Source organism: Myroides sp. C15-4 (assembly GCF_050522745.1).
In the GTDB taxonomy this organism is placed as follows: Bacteria; Bacteroidota; Bacteroidia; order Flavobacteriales; family Flavobacteriaceae; genus Flavobacterium.
Genome location: NZ_JBMVQX010000033.1, coordinates 22719 through 46178, shown reverse-complemented (window position 1 = coordinate 46178; position 23460 = coordinate 22719). Strand labels below are relative to the sequence as shown.

The following is a 23460-nucleotide window of genomic DNA, read 5'->3' as shown; positions in this document are numbered from 1 at the left end:
TGTTTTCATATTTGACAGTTTTGTTTAAAGTTAATAATTTCGAATTAACAACTGTCCGATTTTTAGGTAAGCCTACACAATATTCTAGTTTTTTATTCAACTTATAAAATTGATAGCTTAGGTAGTAATCTGTCTGTTAATACAACTTATTTAAATCAACGTTTAGTCGATAATAATGAATTGTTTGGTTTGAATAATTTTGATTATCAATCTTCTACACAAATAAAAAATTATGATATAAAATTAGATTTATTCGTAAAAAGGGAAAAAATATTTTATGAATTAGGGACTAAGATTAATTCAACAAGAAATACTTACATTTTAGAAGACACATTTAATTTTAAAGAAAATATTTATAGTTTTTACGCTTCCACTGGATTTAAAATTATAGTTCCTATAGATGTAAAAATCGGTGTACGATATGAAAATTATAATTATAAAAGCTATCTGATTCCTAACCTATTGATTTCTTATACAAATAATCAACATGTTTTGAGTTTTTCTTATAATAAAAGAGTTATAAGACCTTATTTTATCTATCTTAATCCTTATAAACAATTTACATCTAGTGAATCATTTGTTCAAGGATCAACTAGCTTAAGTCCTTCAATATATCACGATTTGAATATGACTTATTCATTGAATAATAAGTTTTTCTTTAATTTATATTATTCTGATATGAGAAAGTTAATATCAGCAACTAGTAAATTAAATGATCAAATAATAGAAAAGAAATATGTTAATGATTCTGACTTAAGAGTTGCTGGTGTAACAGTAAATGTTTTGCTATCTCCACTTCCTTGGTTAAGTTCACAACTATTATTTGATGTACTTTATTCTAGTTCGACTTTGTATGATAAAAAAACTACTTCTAAAAATGGATTTGCGTTTAATCTTTATTTAAATACAGATTTAAAAATAACTAAAAATATTCTTATTTCAACCTCTTTTTCCTACATCCCATCAAGTGCTTCTTTAAATGTTATTTATAAATCAGAATCGTCTTTTTCACTTGCAATGAAGGGGACATTGATTAAAAATAAATTAACTTACAGAATCTTCGTAAATGATGTTTTTAGGCAAGAACGAAAAGACCAAAAAATATATTTTCACGATTATGTAAATATTGTGCATAGTTATAATGACAGTAGAAGTATAGGTTTTTCTTTTAATTATAAATTTGGAAGTAAGGTAAAAAGTAAGCATTCTAATCTTTCTATAGAACGTGTTGAAATATGATAGTTTTTTTATCTGTAACGCCCAAGCTCGCTCCTAAATGTCCTTCTTTAGTTGCTACAATATCAATGATAAATCGTCGGATTTCAGCAGCCAATTCTTCCAATTGTGGCAAACTTAGCTGTCTAATATCGGAAGGATCTTTGATTTGTTCTAGTAACATAAGCCCTACTACTCTTCTTTGGTGAAGAACAAAATTACAACTTTGTTTTTACTCAAACACTAATCACGCTAAATAATACCACGTTTACAAACAGAATTTCACATTCATAAAAATGAAATACTGTGGTAAAAAAAAACAGTCAATTGTAACATAGTCTCATACGAATTCTTCCCTACTTGTAGTGATTTTTTTACGATATAAAATAACAGCAATCGTTTTTCACTTAACTTTGCTTAAATTTAAAAGTGAGTTATGGATATTTTCACAGATGAATACTTTATGCGAATCGCCCTCAGCGAGGCGCAAATGGCCTTTGAAAAGGGGGAGATTCCCGTTGGCGCTATTGTAGTTTCCAACGATAAAATCATTGCCAAATGCCATAATCTCACGGAATTACTACACGATGTCACCGCCCATGCGGAATTGCAAGCGGTTTCTTCCGCGGCCAATTATTTAGACGCTAAATACCTGAAATCATGCACTTTATTCGTAACTTTAGAACCCTGTCAAATGTGTGCGGGGGCCTTGTATTGGAGTCAGATTTCAAGGGTGGTATGGGGAGCAAGTGACGAAAAAAGAGGTTTTCAAACTATGGGGGGACAACTCCATCCGAAGACCACCATTACCCAAGGCGTTTTGGCAGAGGAATGTGCCACACTAATGCGTTCGTTTTTTGAAAAAAGAAGATAAATTAAAAAGCTATGAAGAAAAAAATTGTACTAACGGTAGTGTGTGTGCTACTCGCCTTCTTACAGGCCTGTAAAAAGGAGGACACTCAGGATTTTCCGCTATCAGATCCCAAGGATTTTAGCGAGTACATCACGGCCTTTACCACAGGGATGATTTCGTCCAAATCTCCCATCGACATTGCCCTAACGAAGAATTGGGGTGAATGGCAAGATCAACAAGAGGTCGATGCTAAATTATTTACCATTTCACCTGCAGTAAAGGGAAAATTACATTATTTAGCCAATCAAACCTTGCGTTTTGAACCTACAGAACGCTTAAAACAGGATCAAAAGTACTATATTACCTTCCACTTGGGTAAACTAACTGCTGTGGAAGAAGCGCAGCAAACGTTTTCTTTTTTAGTACATACCGTACCTCAACAGTTTACAACGGAATTTACCGATTTACAATCAGCAGATAAAGACAGCTACATTCTGCATGGTATGGTTAAATCCAGCGATTGGACGAGTACAGAAACGATTAAAAAAATCACTACAGCACAGCAGGCAAAACAAGGAGTTGACTTGTCTTTTCAGACAGCTGATGGCCAAGAAGCAAAGGAATTTCCCTTTACTATTCGCGGGATTAAACGCCAAAAGGAATCTTCAGAATTGACCTTAACTGTTGATGCAAAATCACTTCAACTCGACCAAAAAACAACGCAAACGTTTGATATTCCCGCTAAAGATGTTTTTGCTGTTCATCAGGTATTAACTACTCTTGGTGATAATCACGCTTTTGCAATTAACTTCTCAAATCCTATTAAAAAGAATCAAAGCCTAGAAGGGTTAATTCGTTTACAGGGATTTGAAAGCTTGCCCTTGACCTTTTTAATCGAAGGAAACTTGATTAAAGTGTATAGCGAAAAAGCATTACCAGAAGAAGTAACCCTATTGGTTCAAGAGGGAATCACAGATACCTATGGCAACCGATTGAGTTCAATTCACACCGAAACCATTAGCTTTGCTATTCCGAAACCCGAAGTACAATTGCTTCAGAATGGAACTATTTTACCTTCTTCGGAAAATTTAAAAATCAACTTCAAAGCCACCTCGTTACGAGCGGTAGATGTCAAAGTATATAAAGTTTATCAAAATAACATCCTACAGTTTTTACAATCCAATAACTTAGATGGTTCTTATTCGCTTTATACCGTTGCAGCACCGATTGCAAAAACAACGATTGAACTGACCAATCCAGATCCTAAAGCGCTATTGCGTTGGAATGCCTATGCGTTGGATTTATCGACCTTGATCAAACCAGATCCAGGGGCTATTTATCACGTAAAATTCTCATTTAAAAAAGCATATGCCCTCACCTGTACACAAGAGGCTGAGGATGAAATTGACTATGAAGCAGAAGAGGATTTAGAGCCTGAGGACGATGAATATGAATACTACTACCGCTACTATCCGTGGGAAGAACGCGAAGATCCATGTTCTGACGCTTACTATTACTATACGCAAATGCCAAGTGCTAACGTGCTTGCCAGTGATTTAGGAATCATTGTAAAAGGCGGAAACGACAATGTCTACACAGCAATCGTAACGAATATTTTAACAACCGCACCAGTCAATGGAGCAACGGTTGAATTTTATAGCTATCAACAACAGCTACTTACTTCAGCCAAAACAGATGGCGATGGAATTGCAAAAGTAAACCTTGGTAAAAACAAGGCGTATTTTGCCATTGCTAAACAAGACAACAATACAACGTACATCAAAATAGATCAAGCCAATGCACTTTCTGTAAGTAATTACGATGTCGACGGAACAACTCTACAAAAGGGGATGAACGGTTATGTTTATACTGAACGCGGTGTTTGGCGTCCTGGTGATGATATTCACATTGGGTTTATCTTAGATGATATCGCTAATCCTTTACCAGACAATCACCCAATTAAATTGACCTTATCTGATCCTTTTGGAAAAGTAACGGAACAAATCGTACAAAAGAAAAATGCGGCCAATCACTATGCATTTAAAATAAAAACAGATGCGGAAGCCCCAACAGGAAACTGGGAGGCAATCATCCAAGTGGGAGGAGCTAAATTTTACAAGCGCATTAAGGTAGAAACGATTAAGCCCAATCGCTTAAAAATAAAAAATAATGCGGAAGGTAAAATAATTACATCCGATTACTACAACAAGCAAATCGACTATACCGTAGAATGGTTACAAGGAAGTACAGCGAAGAACTTGAAAGCCGATGTACAGATTAAATTACTACCTGAACAAACAACTTTCAAAGCATATCCGAACTATCGTTTCAACAATAGTTTGTCTTCTTATGCAACTGAAGACATCAATGTATATTCGGGTAGAACAAGCGAAAATGGGACATTTTCCTTTTCGCTTAACTTGAAAAATACCGTAGAAAACTCAGCCATGTTAAAAGCGATTTTAACGACCAAGGTATATGAAAATGGCGGAGATGTATCGACCGACGTTTCCACTCTTACCTACTCTCCTTATGCAAGTTATGTGGGAATAAAAGCGCCTGAAGCTAATAAATATGGCTATTACGAAACTGATCAACCTTTGAATTTTTCTATTGTAACGGTAGACAGTGACGGTAAAGGATTGGGGCAAAATATCCAAGTCGATGTATACCGTAAAAAAGGGTACTGGTGGTGGAGTTCGAACGAGTATGGCGTATCCAATTACAACGCTTCAGACTATTACAGCCTCTACAGTTCGGATCAACTAACGACCTCATCTAAGGGATCAACTAAATTCGAATTAAAAATCCCTGAACAAGATTGGGGGAACTACGAAGTAGTGATTACCAACCTAAACAGTGGTCATATCGCTTCTCAACAAGTGTATGTAGATTGGCCGTATTGGTCTGCAAAAACCAAACACAGAGAAGGAAAAGATGCGATTGCCTTATCGATTGCTACGGATAAAAAAGAATATACCGTGGATGAAAAAATAAAGCTATCCTTCCCATCAAGTGAAGGTGGAAGAGCCTTGGTTTCTGTAGAAAGTGGCAGTAGTGTTCTATCTACGCATTGGGTACAAACCAAACAAGGGGAAACGACATTTGAATTACCTGCAACGGCAGCTATGGCTCCGAATGCTTATATTAACATTACCTTGATTCAACCCCACGCCTATACGATTAATAACGCGCCAATCCGCCTCTATGGTATTGCGCCAATCAGCGTGTACAACAAGAAAACAAAATTGGAGCCTGAGATCATCATGCCAGATAAATTGCGTCCAGAAGAGAAATTCACCTTAAAAGTTAAGGAGAAAAATGGAAACAAGATGACGTATACCGTTGCCATTGTTGAGGATGGATTACTGGATCTTACGCGCTTTAAAACACCTGCACCATGGCAAAATTTCTATAGTAAGTCTGCACTTGGTGTTCGTACCTGGGATGTTTTTGATTACATCATTGGAGCCTATGGAGGAACCATCAATCAAGTATTCAGTATTGGTGGGGATGAAGATTTAGGCGCTGGACAAGTGAAAAAAGCCAATCGCTTTAAACCTGTTGTTATTTTCTCAGGTCCATATACCTTAGAAAAAGGCAAAACAGCTTCACACGAAATCAAAATGCCGAAATACATCGGATCTGTGCGCACGATGATTGTCGCTTCTAACACGGAAAACAGAGCCTATGGTCATGCTGATAAGACGGTAAAAGTAAACAACCCATTAATGATCTTAGGATCTTTACCAAGACGAGCTGTTCCTGGAGAGAAAATCACGTTACCAGTAACGGTTTTCGCCATGGAAAACCACGTGAAAAATGCACAAGTATCCGTTAAAACGGATGATAAATTTAAAATTAGCGGTTCTTCTACCCAACAAGTAACGTTTAGCGAACCCGATGATAAAATTGCGTATTTTGAACTAGAAGTAGCCAATAAAACAGGAATTTCCAAAATTGAAATTGAGGCCGCTTCTGGCAAAGAAAAAGCGACGTATAGCATTGAGTTGGATGTACTCAATCCAAACCCAGTGACAACGCGTACACAAATTGTAAGCATTGACCCACAAGGACAAGAAGATTTAGATTGGATTCCATTTGGAATTGCAGGAAGTAACAAGGCTACTTTAGAGCTTTCTACCTTCCCGAACATTAATTTAACCTCTCGTTTAAATTACTTAATTACCTTCCCTCATGGGTGTACGGAGCAAATTACCTCGGGTGTATTTCCTCAGCTGTACTTAGGGGATTTAATTACGCTAGATGACAGCAAAAAACAAAGTATCCAACGCAATGTCAATGAAGGTATTCAGCGCTTGGCACAACGCCAGTTTTCTGATGGAGGATTTGCCTATTGGCCAGGAAATAGCTATGCAGATGACTGGGCTACTTCCTATGTAGGACATTTCTATATTGAAGCAGAGAAAAAGGGCTATGTCTTACCAGTAAACAGCAAAGCCAACTGGATTGCCTACCAACAAAAGATGGCGCGTCAATGGAAGTACGACAAACGCTATAGCTCAGATTTTGCTCAAGCGTATCGCTTGTACACTTTAGCTCTTGCTGGACAAGCCGATGTTGCTTCGATGAACCGATTAAGAGAAACGCAAGGAATTTCTACCAATACGAAATTCCGTCTCGCAGCCGCTTATGCGCTAGCAGGACAAAAAGATGCCGCTCAGAAATTAATCGCTAACCTTTCGTTGGATGAGATTTCAGGCTATTCCTACTATGGTTCCTACGAACGCAATTTAGCTATGGTGTTAGAAACGATGATGAACAGTGGAGCGAACAAAGTCAAAACACATGAATATGCCCTTGAACTAGCGAATAAATTGGGATCATCTCAATGGATGAGCACGCAGACAACGGCCTATGCCTTAAATGCAATTGCCAGCTATGTCAACGTACACAAACCAGGAGATGGAATCAATACGCTCTATACCTATAACGGGCAAGCAGCTACGGTTAATACAACCAAAGCTATGGTTAGTACAGAGTTAAAGAGCATCAAGTCGAACAATACTTTAGTCGTTCAAAACAAGAGTAATGCCGCACTTTATGCACGTTTGACCTCCAGTGGTATTTTACCCGTGGGTGAAGAACAGGCAGATCAAAGTAATTTGATGATCAAAACAAACTATCGCTCAACCAATGGAGCTGCCGTAAACCCAAGTAGCTTGCAACAGGGGACTGAATTTGTTTGTGACATTACCATTTCAAATACAAGTAACCGCAGCATTGAAAATGTAGCATTAACCCATATTGTACCTTCTGGTTGGGAAATTGTCAACTTGCGTTATACCGACGCAGGTGGTGCACAAAATCAAGTAGACTATACTGACATTCGCGATGATCGTACCATGTTCTACTTTACGCTACAAGCCAATACAACCAAAACCCTACGCGTGACGCTTAATGCTTCCTACTTAGGAAATTATTACTTACCAGGTGTACAAGCCAATGCGATGTATGACAACGCTTATCGTTGCCGCACCATTGGACAATGGGTAGAAGTAATTAAATAACAACATATTAAATCAATACAAAATACAGGGGTAGCTATATCCCTGTATTGTTTTATATGAAATTCAGACCTAATGTAAAATGGCGTACATGGAGCACGAAAAAGAAAGTAGGCTCCATCTTAATAGGAATCACCTTGATTGCCTATTACTTTTGTTTGCCTCAAACTTTATTTGACAAACCCTATTCCACTGTGATTGAAAGCAAGGATCACCAGTTACTCGCGGCTCAAATCGCAAGTGATGGTCAATGGAGATTTCCTGCCATGGAACAAGTTCCTGAAAAATTTGAAACCTGTATCATGGCCTATGAAGATGAATATTTCAACTACCATTGGGGATTTAATCCTGTTTCCATTGTCAAAGCCTTTACCTCTAATTTATCAGCAAAAAAGGTAAAAAGAGGGGGAAGTACCTTAACGCAACAAACCATTCGATTAGCGAGAGATGGAAAAAAACGCACCTACTTTGAAAAAATTATAGAACTGATTCAAGCCACGCGATTGGAATTCAAGTACAGTAAAAAATCAATTCTAAATCTATATGCCTCACATGCACCTTTTGGAGGTAACGTAGTGGGACTCGACGTGGCGGCTTGGCGTTATTTTGGTACATCACCCGAACAACTCTCTTGGGCAGAGTGTGCAACTCTAGCGGTGTTGCCCAATGCTCCTCGTTTAATCTATCCGGGAAAAAATCAGGAGATTTTACTCCAAAAACGCAATTCCTTACTAAAAAAATTAAGGGACAAGGGACGTATTGATCAAAGCACGTATGACTTGGCCATTACAGAACCTCTACCGCAAAAACCACATGAACTTCCTCAATTAGCTCCTCATCTTTTGCAATATGTAGCCAAAACCAACAAAGAGGAGCGCTTGGTAACAACAGTCGATTATGCTGTACAACAACGCGCCAATGCAATTGTTGAGAATTACTATACCCACTACAAACAAGCCGAGGTTTACAATATAGCGGCACTAATTGTCGACGTAGAAAACAGAGATGTTATTGCGTATATAGGAAACTCTCCTACGACAACCGCGCATCAAAAAGATGTAGACATCATCCAAGCTGCACGAAGTACAGGAAGTATTTTGAAACCTTTTTTATACGCTGCCATGCTCGATGATGCCGCTTTACTACCCCATCAATTGGTTGCGGATATTCCCATTGTTATTTCAGGGTATAAGCCAACGAATTTTTCCAACAGTTATGAAGGTGCTGTAACAGCAAATGAAGCCTTGTCTCGCTCGTTAAACATCCCTTTTGTCTTGATGTTACAACAATATGGCGTTTATCGCTTTTATGACCACTTACAACAACTCAATCTTAGTTCCATCAACAGATCTCCAGATCACTATGGGTTATCCCTCATTTTAGGAGGAGCGGAAAGCAGTTTATGGCAGCTAACTAGGGCCTATGCAGGCATGGTGGGGACGGTTAATCACTACAACAAGGATCACGACTATCGTACCAAAGAAATACAAGAGCTCAATTGGAAAGCCTCTTTCACCCAATCTTTTGGAGCAACATCCAAAGAGAAAACAATTTGGGGCGCAGGAGCTATTTACAACACTTTTGAGGCACTTACTAAAGTAAATCGCCCCGAAGGTGATGAGGCATGGCAATACTACGACTCAGCGCTTAAAATTGCTTGGAAAACGGGAACGAGTTTTGGTGGGCGTGATGCTTGGGCTATTGGCGTCAACAAAAAATACGTCGTTAGTGTATGGGTAGGTAACGCGTCAGGCGAAGGACGACCTTCCATTAGTGGCGTCCGCATGGCCGGACCAATTCTCTTTGATTTATTCAAACTTTTACCCAAACAGCAAGATGTACCCATTCCCTTCAATGATTTGGAAGAAGTAGCGATTTGTCAAGCATCAGGTTATTTAGCAGGTCCAAATTGTCCACAGACCCAAACGGACCTTGTTCCTTTTCGTGCAAAAAAAACCGTTTTATGCCCCTACCACAGACTCGTACATTTGGATACCTCCTTGCAATATCAAGTGAACAGCCAATGCGAGTCCGTCGATCAGATCCAACCCATACCCTGGTTTATTCTACCGCCAACGATGGCGTATTTCTATCGAAAATCACACAGTGATTATCAAGATTTACCTCCATTTAGGGGAGATTGTGCGCCACAAGATCAGCTCAAGAAAATTGAATTTATCTACCCCAAACACGGGGAACATATTTACCTGACAAAAAACTTCTATTCCGAAGTACAACCTTTTATAGCCAAAGCGAGTACAAGTAGTGCAAATAAAGCCTTGTTTTGGTATTTAAACGAGCAATACATTGGCACAACCAGTCAATTTCACGAAACAGCCATTCACGGCAAAGAAGGAGTGAACTACCTGACCATTACCGATGAAGAAGGTCATACACAGACCATTGAATTTTATCTAGAAAAACAAAACTAACAAAAAACCCAAAACGGATTTCGTTTTGGGTTTTTCGTTATTCTGATATTTCCTTTCCTTTATCATCAAAGAAATGGTATTCTAAATACGTGTAAGCGTCACGCGGTACAATTTTGATCCATTTTTTGAACTCCATCCACCATTTCATTCGCAAAGAAGGCAATCCTTTCGTCAGATAAGCCGCGATAAATGGGTGTGTATTCAAGATTATTTTGCAAGATGGATCTCTTGCAATAATATTTTCGATGTGTGCTCTAATTTTGTCAATAACTAAAATTGGAGCTTCGATCTCACCATGCTCATTGGGATCCTCTTCTCTAGTCTCGATCGATACCTCTGGTCGAACGCGTTGTCTAGTGATTTGAATGAGTCCAAATTTACTAGGTGGTAAAATTTTGTGTTTGGCTTTGTCATCGCTCATTTCCTCTTTCAAGAAATCATACAGGGTTTTTCTATTCTCTGGGTTACCCATATCAATAAAATCGACCACGATAATTCCCCCCATATCTCTCAATCTCAACTGGCGCGCAATTTCTGCTGCGGCAATTAAGTTTACTTCCAGGGCGGTATCTTCCTGAGATTGTGCCTTATTTGAACGATTTCCGCTATTCACGTCAATGACGTGCAACGCCTCCGTGTGTTCTATGATCAAATAAGCACCTTTGCTCATAGAAACGGTTTTACCAAAAGAGGTCTTTATTTGGCGTTCAATACTGTATTTCTCAAAAATCGGAACTTCTCTCGATTGATAATGCTTTACAATCGACACCTTAGTCGGGGCAATTTCTTGCAGATAGTCCTTTGTTTGGTAATACAGATCCTCATCATCTGTTATGATACCCGTAAAAGTATCATTAAAAACATCTCGAAGAATGGACGAAGCTTTATTGACTTCACCCAGTACTTTAGAGGGATGATGTGCGGTTGTTAACTTTTTGCACATGTTGTTCCACTTGGCCATTAAGTTGCGTAAATCTTTATCGATTTCACTTACTTTCATGCCTTCAGCAACTGTACGTACGATTACTCCAAAACCTTTGGGCTTGATGGATTGTACTAGTTTTTTTAGTCTATCCTTTTCTTCTTTGGATTCAATTTTTTGCGAAATTGAAATGCGATTCGAAAAAGGTACAAGTACGACGTATCGACCTGCAATGGACAATTCTGAACTAATACGTGGTCCTTTTGTTGAAATAGGTTCTTTTACAATTTGAACCAATAAGGATTGATTGGCGCTTAATACATCAGTAATAGCTCCATCCTTATCTATCTCTTCTTCAAAAACAAAGTTTTCTAAGGCGTAATCTTTTAATTTACCTCCACTTACAAGTTTAGTGAACTTCAATAGCGTTTTTAAGTTCGGGCCTAGGTCGTGATAATGCAAAAAAGCATCTTTTTCAAAACCTACGTGTACGAACGCAGCGTTCAATCCGGGAACGGGTTTTCTGATTTTGGCGATAAAAATATCCCCGACTTGAAAACCATTTCCTTCATCAGCTTCACGCTCTCTATGCAGTTCAATTAGTTTTCCATCTTTTAATAAGGCAAAATCTACTGTATCAGAATTCGACCTAATAATTAGCTCTTTATTCACACTGTACATTTTTATCCATACTCATTCATTACACTGTTTTGGTTATTCTGGAGAATCCTTTCAAAACAAAATGAGTTTGTATAGATGGATTAAACATTATTTTAAAAAACAAGCAGATGCCTGTTTATTCCTTCTTCAACTTGATAAGATAGTTATCAATGAACGTATTTTAAACTTTCTTAGAAAAAGAAAAAAGTAGTATTAAACTACTTTTTCTTTTTGTGACGGTTAGCTCTCGCTCTTTTTTTACGCTTATGCGTTGCTACCTTATGTCTTTTTCTTTTTTTACCACTTGGCATAATGTGTGTAATTTAGAGATTAATAAATTATTTTACTTTTACTTCTGTGTTTGATTTTACACCTTCTACAAACACTTTAGCTGGTTTAAATGCAGGAATGTTGTGAGCTGGAATTCTAATTGTTGTGTTTTTAGAAATGTTTCTTCCAGTTTTCTCAGCTCTTGTTTTGATGATAAAACTTCCAAAACCTCTTAAATACACATTTTCACCTGTTTCTAACGACGCTTTTACTTCATCCATAAAAGATTCTACTGTCGCTTGAACGTCACCTTTCTCAAGCCCTAATTTCTCTGAAATTTTAGCTACAATGTCCGCTTTAGTCATTTTAGATATTAATTATATTTGTTGTTGTCCGTTTTTTTTAGAGTGTGCAAATATATTAATTTATAATCCAATAATTCAATCTTAATCGATTAAAATTTAATTATATATCGTTTATTTTTGCCCCAGACACTTTTTAATCATGATTTTCTCTAACAAACTAATAGCTTGGTATTTAGACAACAAACGTTTTTTACCATGGCGTGAAACAAAAGATCCCTATTCCATTTGGCTATCAGAAATTATTCTTCAACAGACGCGCGTAGCCCAAGGATTACCCTATTTTGAGGCTTTTATACAGCAATATCCTACTGTTTTTGACCTGGCAAATGCGCAAGAAGATGATGTTTTACTGCTTTGGCAAGGTTTAGGTTACTACAGTCGTGCGCGAAATTTACATGCAACAGCGAAAAAAGTAGCCTTTGAACTTGAAGGTCAATTCCCTACCACCTATAAAGACCTACTCACCTTACAAGGCGTTGGTGAATACACCGCCGCTGCAATTGCCTCAATTGCTTATGATGAAGTCGTTCCTGTAGTTGATGGGAATGTTTTTCGAGTTCTCGCACGAATTTACGGAATTACATCTGATATATCTACTCAAAGAACAAAAAAAGAATTTCAACAGGTTGCAGCTGGTTTAATCTCTCAAAAACAACCCGCGATATTTAACCAAGCGATCATGGATTTCGGCGCCATTCAATGCACTCCCAAAGGCACTAATTGTACCCCTTGTCCCTTCATTACCACCTGTGTTGCCTACCAAACCAACCAGGTCGATAAGCTCCCCGTGAAACTCAGCAAAACCAAGGTTAAAAACCGATACATGGACTTCCTTATTTTCTTAGATGAACAAGGAAATACGCAACTAGAACAACGTACAAAAAAGGATATTTGGCAAAACCTGTATCAATTTCCCGTTTTCGATCGCTTTGAGAACACCCCTTTCGATATTGCTGAACACCTACAAAAACACCACCTCGCTGACTCTATTATCCAATTTGAAGCGCTCACACAAGAAGTGATTATTCATCAACTATCCCACCAAAAACTACACATTCACTTTTGGTTAGTCAAAACAACTGCACTCAAGGGGAACACTGTCGCTTGGAGTGAATTAAATAAATTTGGTTTTCCAATTGTAATTCATAACTTTATTCAATCCTTAACCGTATAATTTTTGCATTTATGAATGGCACACTAAACAAAGTTACACTTATTGGCCACTTAGGCGAAAATGTCAAAATACACTATTTTGAGAATGGCAATTGCATTGGACGTTTTCCCTTGGCAACCAACGAAGTTTACATCAATAAAACAACCAATGAACGCATCACTTCTACAGAATGGCACAATATTGTCGTTCGAAATAAACAAGCAGAAATATGTGAAAAACACCTTACTAAAGGCGATCGCATTTACGTTGAAGGTAGGATACGAACCAGACAATGGACCTCGGAAGAAGGAATACAAAAACAAATTGTTGAAATTATCGTAACGGAATTCATGTTTCTTGATACAAAAAAAGAGAGCAGTAGAACCGTTACACCAGAAGAAATTGAACGCAAAAAGGCCATTGACAACTTCTCTATTCCAGGAGAAAACAACGACGATAATTTGCCTTTTTAATCGGATAAGTAAATAAACTCTATGTTCCACAAAACATTCGCACGCTACAGCGTTGCTTTTTTAGGAGTCGTACTCGCACTTGGTTCTTGCAAAAAAGAAACCACACCAAAACCCAATGCTTATTTAGCACTGAATTACCCTAAACAGGAATACAAAACCTACGAGAATTCATACCATCACTTCACTTTCGACCAGAACAAAAACACAACGGTCAAAGAATTGAAAGCAACAGCATTTGAAGTTCACTATCCTGAGATGAAAGCAACGATCTTTATGAACTATAAAACCGTAGACAATAACCTCGATGCTTTATTGAAAGACGCTCAAAAATTAACCTATGAACACTTCATCAAAGCAGATGAAATTGTCGAGCAACCTTTTGTCAATGAAAAAGACCGCGTTTTCGGTATGTTTTATCATGTTGGGGGTAATGCAGCAACCAATGTACAATTTTACGCTACAGATAGCGTCAAAAACTTCGTGGTAGCTTCCCTCTACTTTTATGCTAAACCCAACTTTGATTCTATACTTCCTGCTAGCCATTATATACAGGAAGATATGCGCCAAATGCTAGAATCGCTAAAATGGGAAAAATCAATGAAAAATTAATCTTTACCAAGGCATTCGCCATCCTATTTCCTCAAGAAAGACATTGTCACATACAACCATAAAAAAAGGGCTTTCGTTTTAGCGAAAGCCCTTTTTTTATCCAACTATTAAAGTGTAGTTACTTCTAAATGTTCTACTTTATAACTGCCATTTGCAATTTTCTGAACCGTATTAGTCAGCGATTCTCCATTTTGTTTGGCATCGTCAAATACCACTTTAGCTGTTTTACTGTCAAAGTCGACTGTAGCCTCTTTTACACCTGGCAATCCCGTTAATTTACTTTCAATCACTTTAGCACAACCTAAAGCACATGTCATTCCTTCAATTTGAAATGTAGCTTGTTCCATCGTACCTGCTACCTCATTCGTATCTGCTGTTTCAACTTGCTCTACGGCTTCAACTTGTTCATTCGCTTGTCCTTCTGCCGTCTTTGTTTCGCCTTTACAACCTACTAAAAAGATACCGCCTATTAAGGCAACTAATCCTAGTTTTACTATTTTCATCTCGTTCTTGTTAACTAATTGATTAATACAATGCTTTTATCCTACAAAAATACAAAAAAAGGCAATGCGCACTCCTTATAATTCACTCTTTTTGTTTTGAGAATCAATTGTTACGGTTGACTTTAACTAAAAAAAAGTCGCTATTCGATTAGAATAGCGACTTCTCAAAAAGAATTATAATTAAGTTTTAAAAAGATTATTTAAAATCGGCATCCGAAACTCCTTCGTTAACTTTAATTTCTTTGACTTTCATTTCGATTTCAATTCCTACATTCATCGATTGAACAAAAGGAAACTTGATTCCTTTTACTTCTTTATAGTCCGAATAGTTAACGACTTGTTGCATTTTTTGTCCCATTTGTTCCATTTCCTGAACAACAGCCACTTTCAATCCTGTCGTAGTATCGTAATACGCTGTGGTATTCCCCACTTTAACGCCATAGGCATCTACACCGTTGATCGATTCGATTCCCGTTAATACAGCTGCTGCATCTGCTTTTAATTCAGCGAATGGCATAGCTTCTGCTTGAGCCTCTTTCAACTCATCTCCTGTAATGTCAGATTTTTGTCCTTGCATTACTGTATACCCCATTTTTGGTGTAATAATTTGCTTAGACATCACAGCACCCATCATTTTTTGCTCTGAAGACAAGTAGCCTTCCTTCACTTTATTTACCATTTCTAACTTCATCCCCTGTACTTCAGCTTCGCTAGTAATCATCAATGATTTCACTGCTTTTACCTTATCCGCACCACCAATAGCCTTGATGTAATCTGCTAATACGGTCTGTACTGTTACACCTGCTGCTACTTCTTTTTTGAACACAGGTTTTTCAACTGCATTCGCTTCTTTATCATAGAAGAACATAGGTTTATTCAATCCTTCTAATCCAGCAACTACATCTGCTCCTTTTCCAACAATAACAATGCGCATATTCTCATTCAAGAAATACTTTTGTGCTGCTTTTTGGATATCTGCTGCTGTTACCGCATTAATACCTTTGATGTAGTTTTCATAAAAATCAGCAGGCAATCGGTGTAACTCTTTATTTAAAGCATAACGCGCCACCGTTTCAGGCTTTTGAATTTCCATCACAAAGTTTCCAATGTACTTTGCTTTTGCCATTTTCAACTCTTCATCCTTTACTAAGGTTGTACGCATTAATTCGATTTCCTTGATAAATTCTGTTACAGCACTATCTGTCACAACATTACGCACAGATGCACTTGCTCTAAATTTACCTGGATATTTACGTGCAACACTAATTGAAGAATATGCACCATATGTCCATCCATGTGCTTCACGTAGGTTTAAGAACAAGCGTCCTTCTCCACCACCACCTAAGATTTGATTCGCCAAAAGAGCAGCGAAATAATCTTCATTGGTCATTTTTAAATCTACCTCATTGACTAAAGCAATCTCAGATTGCACCGCATTCGGCATATTGATAAAATCGATTTGCGTTGTTGCTACGTTTTTATTTGTTGCTATTTCTTCAAAGGCAACTGGAGATTGTTTCCAATTGTTGAATAACGACTTAACCGCCTTTTCTGTTTTTTTGTAGTCTACATCTCCAACCACCACTAAGTAAGCGCTGTTTGGCGAAAAATACTTATCGTAATACGCTTGTACATCTGCTAACGTAACGTTGCTTACTGTAGCTTCCGTTTCAAATTCTCCTGCTGCTGTGTGCTTTCCATACAATAACGCATTTTCTACGCGACGTGCTACGGTAGTTACACTCTTCTCACTTGTTTTTAACGATTCGATTACTTGCGCTTTTGCCTTGTCAAATTCTTCTTGTGTAAGAACTGAATTTAAAGCTCCATCTGCCAATAATCCCAAAATAGTTTCATTGTATTTTGACAATCCACTAGCAAACGCTCCTGAAGAGAAAAACTGAATATTTGCTCCTAAGAAATCAATTTCTTCGTTGAATTGTTCTTTGGACATTTTTTTCGTTTGATTTCCTAATACTTGAGATAAAATAGACGATACACCTGCTTTCTCTCCCTCTACAATGGAAGGGTTATCTATCGTTAAGGTATAAGAAACTTGGGGTAATTTATGATTGGGAACCACCAATACTTTTAATCCATTTTTCAATACAAAGGAAGTTGGTTGTCCAACATGTACTGTAGGTACTGGCCCTGAAACTGGTTGTTTTCTGTCTTGTGCTTGTAGTTGAGCAGCTGCTAAAGCAAAAACTAAACTAGCTGCATATATATATACTTTTTTCATTTTTTCTTCGTCTTGTTTCGCATTAGTTTGTAGTCTCGTTCTCTGGCGTATAATCTAAGATTAAGCGCTGATTTTTATTCAGGTATTTTTTAGCTACCTCACGGATCTCCTCACGCGTGATATCTTTATACAACTCAATATTCGTATTAATTAGATTGGTATCACCGTATAGCAAGCTGTAAGTTGCTAAATTATGCGCTAATCCTTCTAAATCAGCATTCTCGCTCACGTAGTTATTTTCCAATACGTTTTGCAGTTTTTGGAAGTCGCGCTCCGAAATTAATTCCGTTTGCAATTTCTCAATCTCTTTATCGATTTCAGTCACTAAATCAGCTGTTGTAAATCCTTGCATAGGTAAACCAAAGATCAAATACGCTCCATAGTCTTCTTGACTTAAGTTGAATGCACCTATTTCTAATGCTTTTTTCTGCTCATCTACAATTTTCTTGTACAATCTTGAGCTTTTCCCACCAGATAAAATAGTAGAAATCATATCCAATACACGTGCTTCACGTGTTTTCATTGATGGCGTGCGGTATGCTTGAACCAACATCGGAATTTGAACATTTGGATCTTGGTACGATGCTCTGATTTCTTTGGTGATTGGATCTTCTTGAATAGCTGTACGCGTTATAGGCGTTCCTTTAGCAATAGAACCAAAATACTGTTCAATCCACGTTTTAGCTTGAGCAGTTTCAAAATCTCCAGCAACAACTAATACGGCATTATTTGGAATATAGAATTTTTTATTGAACGCTAAAAACTCCTCTAATGTTGCAGCGTCTAGATGTTCCATCGATCCAATAGGTGCCCAACGATATGGGTGTTTCGTAAATAGGTTCTTTTTCACTTCAGGAAGCAATTGGCCATACGGTTGGTTGTCCATACGCAAACGCTTCTCTTCTTTTACCACTTCATTTTGTGTATCTACCCCAATTTGGTTGATGATAGGATGCATCAAACGCTCCGATTCCATCCACAATCCTAATTCCAAATTATTTGATGGAAATACTTCGTAATAATACGTTCTATCATCCGACGTATTGGCATTGTTTTGGCCTCCATTTGCTGTTACCAATTTGAACCATTCTCCGCGTTCGATATTTTTCGTTCCTTCAAATAACAAGTGCTCAAAGAAATGTGCAAATCCTGTACGCTCAGGATTCTCATCCTTTGCCCCTACGTGATACATAACAGACGTGATAATAACAGGAGCTGACTTATCCTGATGCAAAATAACTTTAAGCCCATTATCTAAAGTGTATTCTTCGAATTCCACTTTTTGAGCTGACGCAGTCATTCCGTAAAATAATGCGCCTAAAATCAAGAGTGATCTTTTCATTTTATAGTTTTTGAATTTAGTTTATAGCACTATGAGACGCACGAAGTTGGATTTTGTTACAGCATGAATTGTTTATTTTTGCGATTTGCACTTTTCACGGTATAGCCTGTAAAAAAGAACAAACCGAACGAAGTAAAGGTTCAGCGAATGCCAGAAGAAAATATAAACTAGATGAGATAAACCACACTAAGAACAAATCCTAACGCAGTGAAGATTCACCGAATATCAAAAAAAAATATAAACTAGATGAGATAAGCCGTACAAAAAGCAACAATCAACCATCAACCCGTAACCGCTAACTATCAACCATTAACTGTTTTTCTTTTAAAAAACATTTGACTAATTAAAAAAGAATCGTACATTTGCACACTTAAATAAACATTAATAATTTATTGTTATGTACGCAATCGTAGAGATAGCTGGGCAACAATTCAAAGTTAGCAAAGACCTTAAAGTATATGTTCACCGTTTGGCGACAGAAGAAGGAGCTACTATCACTTTTGATAAAGTTCTTTTAGTTGACGACAGCAACAACATTACTATAGGCGCCCCAGTTATAGAAGGTGCTTCTGTAGAAGCTAAAGTTTTACAACACCTTAAAGGTGATAAAGTAATCGTTTTCAAAAAGAAAAGAAGAAAAGGTTACAAAAAGAAAAACGGTCACAGACAAGCTTTGACTCAAATCGTAATTGAAGGAATCAACTTCGGTGGAGCAAAGAAAAAAGCGACTAAAAAAGAAACAGCTGAAGCAGCTGAGTAATTAACAATTTAAAATTATAACGTCATGGCTCACAAAAAAGGTGTCGGAAGTTCGAAGAACGGTAGAGAATCAGAATCGAAACGCTTAGGTGTTAAGATTTACGGTGGTCAAGCAGCTATCGCTGGAAACATCCTTGTAAGACAAAGAGGTTCTAAGCATAATCCTGGTGAAAACGTTTATATGGGAAAAGACCATACTTTACATGCTAAAGTTGACGGTGTTGTTAAATTCCAAAAGAAAAAAGACAACAAGTCTTACGTTTCTATCGTTCCATTTGAAGCTTAAGAATCTAAGTTATCTGTCAATACAGATACAATGATTACAAAATAAAAAAAGGTACTGTGAAATTTCACAGTACCTTTTTTTTTGGAAAGGAAAAAGGAGAAATGGGTAATGAGCCCTACAATATCCTAGTAAACCTTTAACCACAAAGAACAAGCCGAACAAAGAATTCTTCATTTTATTCACCATCTCCCATTTCCCTTCTCCCATTTCCCTTCTCTCCACTATTCTTATTTAGAAAAAATAAAAATAATATTGCATATGTCGTTTTTCTTATTTATTTTTGGTCTAAATTAAATTATAACTAAAAACATAATAATAATCTACTCATGATGAAAGTAACTAAACTCTTATCTGCTTTTGCAATTATGGCATTATTTGCTGTAGGGACTACTAGTTGTTCTAGTGATGATGACGTAATCAGAAACGAAAACAACAACAATGGACAAACTGAAGTTGGTTCAGAGTTGCCATTTGAAGGAACTTATGCCTATGCGCATGCTGGAAACCCAATTCCGTTTGAGTTTAAAAAGAAATCAATTGCGATGCAAATGTCATTAATGGCAGGAAGTGGACAAGAAGATGATACTTATAATATCATCAAAGTTTACAAGAATAAAGAAAACGTTTTAAAAGTTGTTTCTAAACACGTAAAAGAGAGCGAATACAAAGCTTTTTTCTTGCGTAATATTAAAGACGGAGTATCATTAGATATTAATATTGACTACTCATACGCATCAGAAATTGAAGCAATCGATGCAGCTTTCCCACCAAGTGGAAATGGAACTCCAGACCACGCAAACAACAAATTTAGCTGGTTAAAATTGACAAAATCAGGGGGTGAAGAGCCAGTAAAAATCAATTTACCTGTACAAGGAAAATACATTTTCACTCAACAAGGACATACATACTACTACGATTTCTCTAATACAGTAGTAAACTTCAATGGCGCTTACGATATGAAAGTATTACAGCACAACACCAATACCAACAAAATCTTATTAGAAGGTACAGGTGACAAAGCAGGATCTTTCTTTGTAGCTCAATTAAAGGATATTACGGAGAACACAGTAGATGTAGCGCGTTTAACTTTTGGTGAAGCAGACGCTAAAACAAAAGCTGAAGCTGAATTTGCATTAGCATCAGAATTAACAGGAGCTAGATTCTCTACCTATACAAAAGAAGGTACAGATGGTGGTGAAACTACACCTGCATTTGCAGAATTAGATGGAACATACTTATCAGCGATCATCAAAGTAAACGGAAATGATATGGGACAATATGAGTTCCACATCGGAGAAAATGGTGAAGCTTTTATCTTCATGGGAGATTTCAGAGGAACAGGAACATTCACTGAAGGAGGAAAAATCGAAATGAAACGCGTATTTACTGACGAAGCTAAAGGGCAAATCATTTATGAAATCCTAACTGCTGAAGGATACTACGACGGAAGAGCTGGACAATTCTTGACATTATATGTAAGAGACTACAAAAACCAAGATAACAAAGCTACTTTTGCAATCGCTACAAAACACGGAGAAGGTTCAATTGCAGCTAGTAAAGGTGACGCTCTTGGAACAACGTTAGAACAAGCGAAAAACATTGCTGCACCAGACGCAATGAAGATGTGGGATGGTGGAATGATGGTGTACTCACACGTTTGGATTCCAACAACTAAAAAATAATCGCATTTCCATATTTGTTTAAATAATGAAAAAAGGCATTTGAAATTAATTTCAAATGCCTTTTTTTTATTTGGTTACTTTTATTGTATGATATAATTCCAGTGCTTTACCATCAGTCAACATAGAAACAAAATGACAGATACTCATCAATCGTTCATACAGGCTATCGCTTTCTATAATATAACGTTCCGGTAGCAACTTGAGAATTAATCCGTCATAGTGGTTGTCTTCACCATAATAACGGTTATTTGTAGCCGTTATAAAACGCTCCAAGAGCGTTTCTATTACTTGATACCCTATGATTTCCTTTTCAATTACTTCTTTGCTCTGGTATACGTTATTAATACTTACCGCTAAGATATCTTTCATTTGAGCGATATACGAACATTTCTCTGTTAATGCAAAAGGATAATCGCCCGCTAATATCTTCTCTTCATTCTCAATAAACAAACGCGTTACATCGTCAATTAAACTACCGATCGCCAAGGCGCGTAAATAGCTCACACGATCTTCTTTGGAATTCAATTGAGAATACTTTTGTGTATTGATGCTATTTTGCACAATCATAATCAAGAACTCTAAGGCGTGCTCTTCTGGAATCCAACCTAAGTTAATTCCATCTTCAAAATCGGTAATCGTATAACAAATATCATCTGCTGCTTCAACCAAATACGCCAAAGGATGTCGGTAAAAAGCAGTCTCAACGCGATCGTCTTTCATGATCATACCCAATTCAGAGGCTACGTCAATAAACGCTTCTTTATCTCCTTGAAAAAAGCCATACTTCTTATCCGAGATATCACGTGTGGGCTTTTTAGGTAAACTCTCTTTTGGATACTTCATAAAAGCACCTAAAGTTGCATAGGAAATACGCAAACCACCTTCGATTCCTGGACGGGATTTAGTCAAAATAGAGAAGCCATTGGCATTTCCTTCAAAGTCGATTAAATCTTGCCATTCTTTTTCAGTCAATTGCTCTTTAAACCCAAGACCTTTTCCACGGCTAAAAAAATCGCCAATAGCCTTTTCCCCTGAATGACCAAAAGGAGGATTTCCAATGTCATGTGCCAGAGAAGCGGCAGCGACAATAGCGCCAAAATCATTGACGGTATACCCGTATTCTTCAGCTAAAAACACATATTTCTTCAGTAATTTTTCTCCGACATTTCGCCCTAGTGAACGCCCTACTACGGAAACTTCTAAACTATGAGTTAATCGGGTGTGAACAAAATCGGTTTTTGATAAAGGGATTACTTGTGTTTTATCTTGTAAACTGCGAAAAGGCGAGGAGAAAATAATGCGATCATAATCTACTTCAAAACCAATTCTCGTTTGACTTTCATCTAAACGATTACGTACAAAGGTGTCACCGTGCTTTTTTAAAGACAGTAACTTTTCCCATTTCATCATATACTATATTCTTTTGTTTCTTTACTAATTTTCTAATTCTATCTGGCTTGTAATAATATTGTTCTTTACTGTACGAAAGATATGAGTTTTAGCTTCTGCATAGGAAACATCATACAAACGTTCCACCTTGGCGTATTCTTCAGGATAAACGGCCAACATCTTATCATAATACAAGTCTAACGCTTCTTTTTCTGGTGCAGTATACTCTAATTTCAATTCGAATCGACGCACTAATGCCTCATCAATCATTTGAATTTGATTCGTTGCGGCAATTAAAATTGATTTTTGTGGGAAATTGTCGATCAATTGTAAGATAGCATTTACCACGCGTTTCATCTCACTATTGTCCTTATTGTCATAATCGCGAATTTGACCTAAAGAATCAAATTCATCAAAAAACAAAACGGCACTCTCATATTGAATTTCCTTAAACAAACTCTCAATATTCTTGGCAGTCTCACCCAATTTAGAGGAAACAATAGTCGCCAAATTGACAATGATCAACTTCTTATCCAATTGCTTGGCAATGGCTTTGGCTGTCATTGTTTTACCGCACCCTGTTTTGCCGTATAACAAAATTTTATTACTAACAGGAAGGTTGTATTTCGTCAATATTTCACGATACCTATACTCCTTCAAGAACGCTTCGATTTCTCTTGCTACTGTTTCAGAAAACATAACATCTTCCAAACGAGTATCTGTTCTGTCGATATAATACAAAGAACTCATCTCAAAATATGATTTGAACATTATTAA

17 protein-coding genes and 1 pseudogene are annotated in these 23460 nt (G+C 37.2%); 10 read left to right on the top strand and 8 right to left on the bottom strand.

The annotated features are described in order from the left end of the window. The first annotated feature begins 81 nt into the window (after positions 1-81). Positions 82-1239 carry an outer membrane beta-barrel family protein gene (locus ACPDHL_RS13310; RefSeq protein WP_430533241.1) on the top strand — a complete coding sequence of 386 codons (1158 nt, stop codon included), beginning with the start codon at positions 82-84 and terminating at the stop codon, positions 1237-1239. 10 nt (positions 1240-1249) lie between these two features. Here the strand turns inward: ACPDHL_RS13310 and ACPDHL_RS13305 are convergent. After that, positions 1250-1399, bottom strand: a pseudogene (locus ACPDHL_RS13305) (1-deoxy-D-xylulose-5-phosphate synthase N-terminal domain-containing protein); the annotation flags it as partial. Between the two features lie 252 nt (positions 1400-1651). Here ACPDHL_RS13305 and ACPDHL_RS13300 point away from each other — a divergent pair. Genes ACPDHL_RS13300 through pbpC form a run of 3 tightly spaced genes read left to right on the top strand, consistent with a single transcriptional unit; the run spans position 1652 to position 10028 of the window. Beyond that, positions 1652-2089, top strand: coding sequence for a nucleoside deaminase (locus ACPDHL_RS13300; protein WP_430533240.1), 438 nt, complete (start codon positions 1652-1654; stop codon positions 2087-2089). 11 nt (positions 2090-2100) lie between these two features. After that, positions 2101-7599, top strand: a complete 5499-nt coding sequence (locus ACPDHL_RS13295) for an alpha-2-macroglobulin family protein (RefSeq protein ID WP_430533239.1) — start codon at positions 2101-2103, stop codon at positions 7597-7599. 56 nt (positions 7600-7655) lie between these two features. Further along, positions 7656-10028 (top strand): penicillin-binding protein 1C, encoded by a 2373-nt coding sequence (pbpC, locus tag ACPDHL_RS13290; protein ID WP_430533238.1) that lies wholly within the window; start codon positions 7656-7658, stop codon positions 10026-10028. 37 nt (positions 10029-10065) lie between these two features. Here pbpC and ACPDHL_RS13285 read toward each other — a convergent pair whose 3' ends face one another. Then, complete coding sequence (locus tag ACPDHL_RS13285) at positions 10066-11622, bottom strand: Rne/Rng family ribonuclease (RefSeq protein WP_430533237.1); 1557 nt, start codon at positions 11620-11622, stop codon at positions 10066-10068. Between the two features lie 326 nt (positions 11623-11948). Then, positions 11949-12245: an HU family DNA-binding protein gene (locus tag ACPDHL_RS13280; RefSeq protein WP_002989807.1), complete on the bottom strand. Its 297-nt coding sequence runs from the start codon at positions 12243-12245 to the stop codon at positions 11949-11951. A 139-nt stretch (positions 12246-12384) separates the two neighbouring features. On the opposite strand from ACPDHL_RS13280, the gene mutY reads away from it, so the two are divergent. The 3 genes from mutY to gldD are packed head-to-tail and all read left to right on the top strand — an operon-like array spanning position 12385 to position 14480. After that, positions 12385-13419, top strand: a complete 1035-nt coding sequence (gene mutY / locus ACPDHL_RS13275; protein WP_430533236.1) for an A/G-specific adenine glycosylase — start codon at positions 12385-12387, stop codon at positions 13417-13419. An 11-nt stretch (positions 13420-13430) separates the two neighbouring features. Then, a complete protein-coding gene (locus tag ACPDHL_RS13270) occupies positions 13431-13871 on the top strand; it encodes a single-stranded DNA-binding protein (RefSeq protein ID WP_430533235.1) in 441 nt (146 codons plus the stop codon). A gap of 21 nt (positions 13872-13892) precedes the next feature. Next, on the top strand, positions 13893-14480 hold the full coding sequence (gene gldD, locus ACPDHL_RS13265) for a gliding motility lipoprotein GldD (RefSeq protein ID WP_430533234.1): 588 nt from the start codon (positions 13893-13895) through the stop codon (positions 14478-14480). Between the two features lie 107 nt (positions 14481-14587). On the opposite strand, the gene ACPDHL_RS13260 is transcribed toward gldD, so the two are convergent. The 3 genes from ACPDHL_RS13260 to ACPDHL_RS13250 form a co-directional block, all read right to left on the bottom strand. Continuing rightward, positions 14588-14983: a heavy-metal-associated domain-containing protein gene (locus ACPDHL_RS13260; protein WP_430533233.1), complete on the bottom strand. Its 396-nt coding sequence runs from the start codon at positions 14981-14983 to the stop codon at positions 14588-14590. Between the two features lie 196 nt (positions 14984-15179). Then, entirely contained in the window at positions 15180-17225 is a 2046-nt protein-coding gene (locus ACPDHL_RS13255; RefSeq protein ID WP_430533232.1) for a M16 family metallopeptidase, read from the bottom strand. 22 nt (positions 17226-17247) lie between these two features. After that, the gene (locus ACPDHL_RS13250; protein ID WP_430533231.1) at positions 17248-18567 is read right to left on the bottom strand and encodes a M16 family metallopeptidase; all 1320 of its coding nucleotides are present in this window, start codon (positions 18565-18567) and stop codon (positions 17248-17250) included. A 397-nt stretch (positions 18568-18964) separates the two neighbouring features. Between ACPDHL_RS13250 and rplU the strand changes: the two genes are divergently transcribed. From rplU to ACPDHL_RS13235, 3 genes are all read left to right on the top strand, one after another. Continuing rightward, complete coding sequence (gene rplU / locus ACPDHL_RS13245; protein WP_430533230.1) at positions 18965-19327, top strand: 50S ribosomal protein L21; 363 nt, start codon at positions 18965-18967, stop codon at positions 19325-19327. A gap of 24 nt (positions 19328-19351) precedes the next feature. Further along, on the top strand, positions 19352-19612 hold the full coding sequence (gene rpmA / locus ACPDHL_RS13240; RefSeq protein ID WP_430533229.1) for a 50S ribosomal protein L27: 261 nt from the start codon (positions 19352-19354) through the stop codon (positions 19610-19612). Between the two features lie 326 nt (positions 19613-19938). Beyond that, on the top strand, positions 19939-21294 hold the full coding sequence (locus ACPDHL_RS13235; RefSeq protein ID WP_430533228.1) for a hypothetical protein: 1356 nt from the start codon (positions 19939-19941) through the stop codon (positions 21292-21294). Positions 21295-21360: 66 nt separating this feature from the next. On the opposite strand, the gene dgt is transcribed toward ACPDHL_RS13235, so the two are convergent. Further along, a complete protein-coding gene (gene dgt, locus ACPDHL_RS13230) occupies positions 21361-22704 on the bottom strand; it encodes a dGTP triphosphohydrolase (protein WP_430533227.1) in 1344 nt (447 codons plus the stop codon). A 24-nt stretch (positions 22705-22728) separates the two neighbouring features. Further along, a complete protein-coding gene (locus ACPDHL_RS13225; protein WP_430533226.1) occupies positions 22729-23433 on the bottom strand; it encodes an AAA family ATPase in 705 nt (234 codons plus the stop codon). Positions 23434-23460 lie beyond the last annotated feature (27 nt).